4 protein-coding genes and 1 pseudogene are annotated in these 7,555 nt (G+C 59.4%); 3 read left to right on the top strand and 2 right to left on the bottom strand.

The features are described 5' to 3' along the window. Positions 1–2: 2 nt before the first annotated feature. Complete coding sequence (locus tag A3730_RS06690) at positions 3–3,128, bottom strand: efflux RND transporter permease subunit (protein ID WP_063537756.1); 3,126 nt, start codon at positions 3,126–3,128, stop codon at positions 3–5. A gap of 27 nt (positions 3,129–3,155) precedes the next feature. Further along, entirely contained in the window at positions 3,156–4,376 is a 1,221-nt protein-coding gene (locus A3730_RS06695) for an efflux RND transporter periplasmic adaptor subunit (protein ID WP_063519782.1), read from the bottom strand. Positions 4,377–4,552: 176 nt separating this feature from the next. On the opposite strand from A3730_RS06695, the gene A3730_RS06700 reads away from it, so the two are divergent. The 3 genes and pseudogenes from A3730_RS06700 to A3730_RS32550 form a co-directional block, all read left to right on the top strand. After that, positions 4,553–5,194 carry a TetR family transcriptional regulator gene (locus A3730_RS06700; RefSeq protein ID WP_063519781.1) on the top strand — a complete coding sequence of 214 codons (642 nt, stop codon included), beginning with the start codon at positions 4,553–4,555 and terminating at the stop codon, positions 5,192–5,194. A 331-nt stretch (positions 5,195–5,525) separates the two neighbouring features. After that, positions 5,526–7,205, top strand: a complete 1,680-nt coding sequence (locus A3730_RS06705; protein ID WP_063519780.1) for a long-chain fatty acid--CoA ligase — start codon at positions 5,526–5,528, stop codon at positions 7,203–7,205. 217 nt (positions 7,206–7,422) lie between these two features. Further along, positions 7,423–7,555: pseudogene (locus tag A3730_RS32550) on the top strand (branched-chain amino acid ABC transporter permease); the annotation flags it as partial.

The raw sequence follows: 7,555 nt of genomic DNA on the forward strand, positions 1-7,555 counted from the left end.
ACTTACTCTTTGGCTTTCTTCTTGCCGTCCAGGGGCACGCCGGACAATTTGCGCACCGCCACATAGAACAGCGGGATGAAGAAGATGGCGAGGACGGTGGCGGTGAGCATGCCACCGAATACCCCGGTGCCAATGGCGTTACGGGCACCGGCACCGGCGCCGGTACTGATCATCAGCGGGGTCACGCCGAGCATGAAGGCCAGTGAGGTCATCAAGATCGGGCGTAGCCGCATGCGCACGGCTTCCAGTGTGGCCTTGAGCAAGTGCTCGCCTTTCTGTTCCAGCTCCAGCGCAAATTCCGCAATCAGAATGGCGTTTTTCGCCGAGAGCCCGATGGTGGTCAACAGCCCCACCTGGAAGAAGACGTCGTTGTTAAGGTCACGGAAGGTGGCAGCCAGTACTGCACCCAGGATACCCAGTGGCACTACCAGCATTACCGCGAAGGGGATCGACCAGCTTTCGTACAGGGCGGCCAGGCAGAGGAACACCACCAGCAGGGAGATGATGTACAAGGCCGGGGCCTGGTCACCGGACTGGCGCTCCTGATAAGACATGCCGGTCCATTCGAAACCGAAGCCGGCGGGCAGCTTGGCAGACAGTTCTTCCATGGCATCCATGGCGTCACCGGTACTGTAGCCGGGTGCCGCGTTGCCCTGGATGTTCACCGAGGAGACGCCGTTGTAACGTTCCAGCTTGGGCGAGCCATAGGTCCAGTGGCCGGTGGCGAACGTGGAGAACGGCACCATTTCGCCCTGATTATTACGCACGAACCAGTCGTTGATGTTTTCCGGCAGCATCCGGTAGGGCGCATCGGCTTGTACATACACCCGTTTCACCCGGCCCCGGTCCACGAAGTTGTTCACGTAGCTGGAGCCCCAGGCAATCTGCAGGGTGTTGTTGATATCACTGATGGACAGGCCCAGCGCCTTGGCTTTCTGCTGGTCAATGTCGATCTGGTATTGCGGGCTGTCTTCCAGGCCGTTGGGGCGTACCCCGGCCAGGCGTGGATCCTGGGCGGCCATGCCGAGCATCTGGTTACGGGCCTGAATCAAAGCCTCATGGCCCTGGCCGGACTGGTCCAACAGCTGGAAGTCGAAGCCGCTGGCATTGCCCAGTTCGGGAATCGAGGGCGGATTCAGGGCGAACATCATGGCTTCACGGATAGTCGAGAAGTAGCCCATGGCGCGGCCAACCACATTGTTGGCACCGTCCACGGACAGGTCCCGTTCTGACCAGTCTTTCAGGTTCACGAACGCCATGCCGGCGTTCTGGCCCTGGCCGGTGAAACTGAAGCCGGCCACGGTGAACAGGCCATCCACGGCGGAAGACTCTTCATTGAGATAGTAGTTTTCCATCTTCTTGAGAACATCGACGGTCTGCTCCTGGGTGGAGCCGGCCGGCAGGGTCACCAGAGTGAACAGAATGCCCTGGTCTTCTTCCGGCAGGAAGCTGGACGGCAGCCGCATGAAGCTGAAACCAAGCACGCCGACGATGACCACATAGATGAACAGGTAGCGGCCACGGCGCCCGAGGATCTTCTCCACGCTGCCCTGGTAGCGGCGGCTGCTCTTGTCGAAGGTGCGGTTGAACCAGCCAAAGAAACCGTGATTGGTCTGGTGCTCGCTGTCCTTGGCCTTGAGCATGGTGGCACACAGCGCCGGGGTGAGGATCAAGGCGACCAGTACGGACAACACCATGGCGGACACGATGGTGATGGAAAACTGGCGATAGATGGCGCCGGTGGACCCGGGGAAGAAGGCCATGGGAACGAATACGGCGGAGAGCACCAGGGCAATACCCACCAGGGCGCCGGTGATCTGGCCCATGGATTTGCGGGTGGCCTCCTTGGGCGGGAGGCCTTCCTCGTGCATCACCCGTTCCACGTTTTCCACCACCACGATGGCGTCATCTACCAGCAGGCCAATGGCCAGCACCATGCCGAACATGGTCAGGGTGTTGATGGAGAAGCCGAAGGCAGCTAACACAGCGAAGGTGCCCAGCAATACCACCGGCACCGCCAGGGTGGGAATCAGGGTGGCGCGGAAGTTCTGCAGGAACAGGTACATCACCAGGAAGACCAGGATGATGGCCTCGAACAGGGTGTGCACTACTTCCTCAATGGAGATGCTCACGAAGGGAGTGGTGTCGTAGGGGAACACCATTTCCATCTTGTCGGGGAAGTAGGGTTGCAGTTCGTCCAGGCGGGCACGCAGGGCCTCGGCGGTGTCCAGGGCATTGGCGCCGGTGGCCAGGTTGATGGCAAGGCCGGCGGCCGGCTGGCCGTTGTAGCGGCCCTGCACGTCGTAGTTTTGTGCTGCCAGTTCCACTCGAGCCACGTCTTTCAGGAAGACTTGAGAGCCGTCGGGGTTCACTTTCAGCAGGATGTTCTTGAACTGATCCACGTCCTCCAGACGAGTCTGGGCAATGATGGTGGCGTTCAGTTGCTGGCCTTCCACCGCAGGGGCGCCGCCCAGTTGGCCACTGGCCACCTGGTTGTTCTGCACCTGGATGGTCTGGGTGATGTCCTGGGGGGTGAGATCAAACTTGTTCAGCTTGTTCGGGTCCAGCCAGATGCGCATGGCGTAGGGAGAGCCGAACAGCTGGATCTGGCCCACACCGGGCACCCGGCTGACCGGATCCTGAACGTTGGAGGCCACGTAGTCGGCCAGATCGGCCCGTGACAGGCTGCCATCCTCGGAGGTGAAACCCACCACCATGAGGAAGGAATCGGAGGATTTGGTGACCTGCATCCCCTGCTGCTGTACTTCCTGGGGTAACAGCGGGGTTGCCAGTTGCAGCTTGTTCTGCACCTGTACCTGGGCAATATCCGGGTCGGTGCCGGGGGCGAAGGTCAGGTTCACCGCGGCGTTACCGAAGGAGTCACTGCTGGAACTCATGTACAGCAGGTTGTCGATCCCGTTCATTTGCTGCTCGATCACCTGGGTGACCGAGTCTTCCACGGTTTTTGCCGAGGCGCCGGGGTAGTTACCGGCAATGGACACCTGTGGTGGCGCAACGGTGGGGTACTGCTCAATGGGCAGGGTGTAAATGGCCAGGGCACCGGCCATCATCATGATGATGGCGATAACCCAGGCGAAAATCGGACGGTCAATAAAAAATCTGGCCATGGGAATCCCGTTTCTCGTCGTTGCGCGTTATTGCGCTGCGCTTTGTGCCTCGCCGGTGTTCCCGGCGGGGGACTGGGGCTGTGCTTGCTGAGCGGCTTCGCCTTGGTTGTCGTCATTCTCGGTGTCCACCGGAGTGACCGGGGCGCCGGGTTGAATGCGTTGCAGGCCGTCGATAATCAGGCGGTCACCGTCTTTCAGGCCGTCAGCGATCAACCACTGATTTTTTACTGCCCGTTCGGTGCTGACCTTCACCTTTTTGGCCTGGTCATTGCTGTCGATCAGCATGGCATAGGCCTGGCCTGTGGGGTCGCGGGTGATGCCTTTCTGGGGCACCAGGATGGCGTCCTCGCGCTGGCCTTCCGGCAGGCGACCGCGCACAAACATGCCGGGCAGCAGCTCGCTTTCCGGGTTCGGGAACAGGGCGCGCAATGTCACGGAACCGGTGCTTTCATCCACGGCAAATTCGGAAAATTGCAGAGCACCGGCTTCCTTGTAATGAGAACCGTCTTCCAGGATCAGGGTGATGCGGGCTTCATCTTCGCTGACTTGCTGCAGCTCACCGGCTTGCATGGCCTGACGCAGCTGGCGCAGCTCATTGCTGGACTGGGTCAGGTCCACGTAGATCGGATCCAGCTGACGAATGGTGGCCAGCGTGTTGGCCTGGTTGGCCGTGACCAGGGCACCTGCGGTGACGCTGGAGCGACCAATGCGGCCACTGATAGGCGCTTCGATGGTGGCGTAGTCCAGGTTGATCTGGGCACTTTGCAGGTTGGCGCGGGCGGCTGCCACAGCGGCCTTGTTCTCATCCAGCTGGGCCTGTGCTTCGTCGTATTCCTGCTGGCTCACCGCTTTGTAATCCAGCAGTTTCTTGAAGCGTTTGGCGCGCAGGTCGTTGGACTTCAACGTTGCCTGGGAGCGTGCCAGCTCGGCCTTGGCTGTGGCCACGGCGGCCTGATAGGTGCGCGAGTCGATCTTGTACAGCGGTTGGCCGGCTTCCACTTCCTGGCCTTCCTCAAACAAGCGCTTCTCAATGACGCCGCTGACCTGGGGCCGCACTTCGGCAATCTGGTGCGCAGTGGTACGCCCGGGTAACTCCCGATTCAGGGTGATGGTTTCGGCTTTTACCGTGACGAAACCGGCTTTGGGGGCCTGCTGTTGTTGTTGACCGGGCTGGCCTGCATCGCCGCAGCCGCTAAGCTGCAGGACGAGCGCGCCTGCCATCAGGGGGAGAATGAAACCGCTGCGCATAATCACCTCAGTGCTTGGAAACACGCTAAAGCACGCCACAGACCGGTCCCGTGCAGACGGACCAGTGACGCTTGCATGAAAATTGAATCAGGTTCAGTATATACATTCGACGATGTATGTATAGGCCTGTGGGCCAACTTGCACAAAAAATCCTTAATTCCATTTGGGAGCCTCCTATGGTCAGGCGCACCAAGGCCGAAGCGATGGAAACCCGTACCCGGATTCTGGATGCGGCTGAGCAGGTATTCCACCGCAAGGGTGTGTTGTCCGCTTCATTGAATGATATTGCCAGTGAGGCAGGCGTGACACGAGGGGCGATTTACTGGCATTTCAAAAATAAACACGATGTCTTCATTGCCATGGCGGATCGTCGGCGCTTGCCCTTTGAGGCCCTGGCTCAGCGGGCGGAGGCGGGCGATGAGGCGGATCCGTTGGGTCGCCTGCGCGAGTTTATGGTCTATTTGTTACAGCAAGTCGCACGGGACCCCTCCCAGCGGCGAGTTTTCGAGATCATGTTCCAGAAGTGCGAATTCAGTGGAGAGAACCTGGATTTGATGCAGCGGCAGCAGGATGCCTGTAAAGCGGCCTCCGGAGGGCTGGAAACCACCTTCAGGAATGCCATTAACAAGGGGCAGCTGCCTGCCGGGTTAGACGTTGGTCGCGCGGTGACATTACTGCACAGCCTGCTGACCGGGCTGATCATGCACTGGTTGCTGGACCCGTCGGTGTTTGAGCTGGCGGATGCGGCACCGGATTATGTGGATACCTTTTTGTATAGCCTGCAGCACTCTCCCTCTTTGCTGACGGCCCAAGCCTAGCGGGCTGGCGCCCGTTTCCTGCAATAAAATACCTGTCCGAATTTCTGATGGCCGGTGTGTGCATGCGGCATACTCAGTGGTATGTTCTTGGTCCCCGGCTTGCCTTTCCTGATTTTCCCTCCCTGCGATATTTGTTTTCAAAAAACAAAACGTAGTTCCAAAATAGTATTGACGCCCCCTTTGGGGCGTGTCAGATTGACCGGCGAGTCAACACTTTGTATTCACCGATGAGCAGGCTGCGCTAGCCCGGTCTTATCGGTTTTATCCGGCGGTTTCCGGGTATCAACAATAAAAGCAGCTCTGCGAGGGCTGCAGTTCGGGAGAGTAAGACATGTCTGATCGGCATCATGCGGTCTGGCCAGAGAATATGCCCAAGCATCTGAGCCTGCCGCAGACCAGCCTCTATACCAATCTGGAGGTGTCTGCATTGCGTTACCCGCAACGGGACGCGATCAACTATTACGACAGCCCCCTCACGTTTGCCCAGTTGAAGCAGCAGGCGGATGCCCTGGCGGGCTACCTGCAATCACTGGGGGTGGAAAAGGGCGACCGGGTGCTGCTGTTCATGCAGAACGCCCCCCAGTTCATTATCAGCTACTACGCAATCCTTCGTGCCAACGCCATTGTGGTGCCGGTGAACCCCATGAACCGGGCGGCGGAGTTGGAGCACTACCTGGAAGATACCGAAGCGTCTGTGGCGATTTGCGGTCAGGAGTTGCTGGCGGCGATTGCGCCTGTGGTGGGCAAGGTGAATCTGCGCCACCTGATTGTGGCGGCTTACAGCGATTACATCGTCCGTGACACGGACTTGCCCCTGCCACCGGAAGTGGAGGCGCCTGCTGCTGCCCTGGCGGACCCGGCACACCTGGCCTGGAAGGACGTTATCGCGGCCGCCAAACAGCCCAGTGAATTGCTGGTGGGGCCGGATGATCTTGCCGTGTTTCCGTACAGCTCGGGCACAACCGGTGCGCCTAAAGGTTGTATGCATACCCATGCGTCGGTGATGGCCACCTGTGTGCAGGGGGCCGTCTGGAGCCATGGCACCACCGAGTCTGTCACCCTGGCCACGCTGCCGTATTTTCATGTGACCGGCATGCAGGGCTCCATGAATTCGCCCATCTATGGCGGTTCGCTGATTGTGTTGATGACCCGTTGGGACCGCCGGGTGGCGGCCAAGCTGATCGAGCGCTACAAGGTGAGCCGCTGGGTGAACATTGTCACCATGGCTATCGATCTGTTGTCCGATCCGGACGTGGAGAAATACGACCTGTCCTCCCTGGAAAATATCGGTGGCGGCGGGGCGGCCATGCCGGCGGCGGTGTCCGACAAACTCTTCAAGCTGACCGGCCTGCGTTACATGGAAGGTTACGGCCTGTCCGAAACCATTGCCGGCACCCACATTAATCCCACCGACCGTCCCAAGTCCCAGTGTCTGGGTATTCCGGTGTTTGATATCGATTCGCGCATTATTGATGTGGAAACCGGCAAAGAGCTGGCGCAGGGCGAAGTGGGGGAAATCATTACCCATGGCCCGCAGGTATTTCAGGGTTACTGGAAACGCCCCCAGGAGACACAAAAGGTTTTTCTGGAGCTGGATGGCAAGCGCTTCTTCCGCACCGGTGATCTGGGCTACATCGACGAAGAGGGCTACTTCTTCATCGTCGACCGGGTCAAACGCATGATCAATGCGTCTGGCTTCAAGGTGTGGCCGGCAGAAGTGGAAAGCCTGATGTATCGCCACCCGGCGATTCAGGAAAGCTGCGTGATTTCCACCCCCCACGAACGCCGAGGTGAAAGCGTGAAGGCGTGCGTGGTTCTGCGCGATGACATGAAAGGCACGCTCACCGAGCAGGCCATCATTGATTGGTGCAAAGAGGAAATGGCGGCCTACAAGGTGCCGCATGTGGTGGAGTTCCGCGATGAACTGCCCCGTTCGCCCACCGGCAAGGTGATGTGGCGAGCCCTGCAGGAGCAGGAGTGGGCCGGCCATGAGGAACAGCAGGCATCGTAGATGACTGCACCCGGGAGCGTCTGGATTCAGGGGCTCCCTTGCGGCCTGCCTAATGGTGGGTGGGCCGAGTCAGCTCCAACATAAAAGATAAGCGGATGCGCTACTCCGCGGAGCTGAATAACAACGCAAAAACGAGAAACCGCTTCCCGTGATCGGTGATCAGGGAAGGGCGGCAAATGGCCGCTAGCGGGTTTCTCCCAAAACAGGAGGCTTTGCCTTGGAACTGTTCTTTCAACAAGTGCTCAATGGCCTGACGCTGGGCAGCATCTACGGGCTGGTGGCCCTGGGGCTGACGCTGGTGTACGGCATTCTGCACGTCCCTAATTTTTCTCACGGGGCGCTGTATATGG

Source organism: Alcanivorax sp. HI0044 (assembly GCF_001634945.1).

Excerpts from the sequence above, each read along its gene's own strand:
- A3730_RS06690 (WP_063537756.1), bottom strand. The coding sequence starts at position 3,128 with ATGGCCAGATTTTTTATTGACCGTCCGATTTTCGCCTGGGTTATCGCC.
- A3730_RS06695 (WP_063519782.1), bottom strand. The coding sequence starts at position 4,376 with ATGCGCAGCGGTTTCATTCTCCCCCTGATGGCAGGCGCGCTCGTCCTG.
- A3730_RS06700 (WP_063519781.1), top strand. The coding sequence starts at position 4,553 with ATGGTCAGGCGCACCAAGGCCGAAGCGATGGAAACCCGTACCCGGATT.
- A3730_RS06705 (WP_063519780.1), top strand. The coding sequence starts at position 5,526 with ATGTCTGATCGGCATCATGCGGTCTGGCCAGAGAATATGCCCAAGCAT.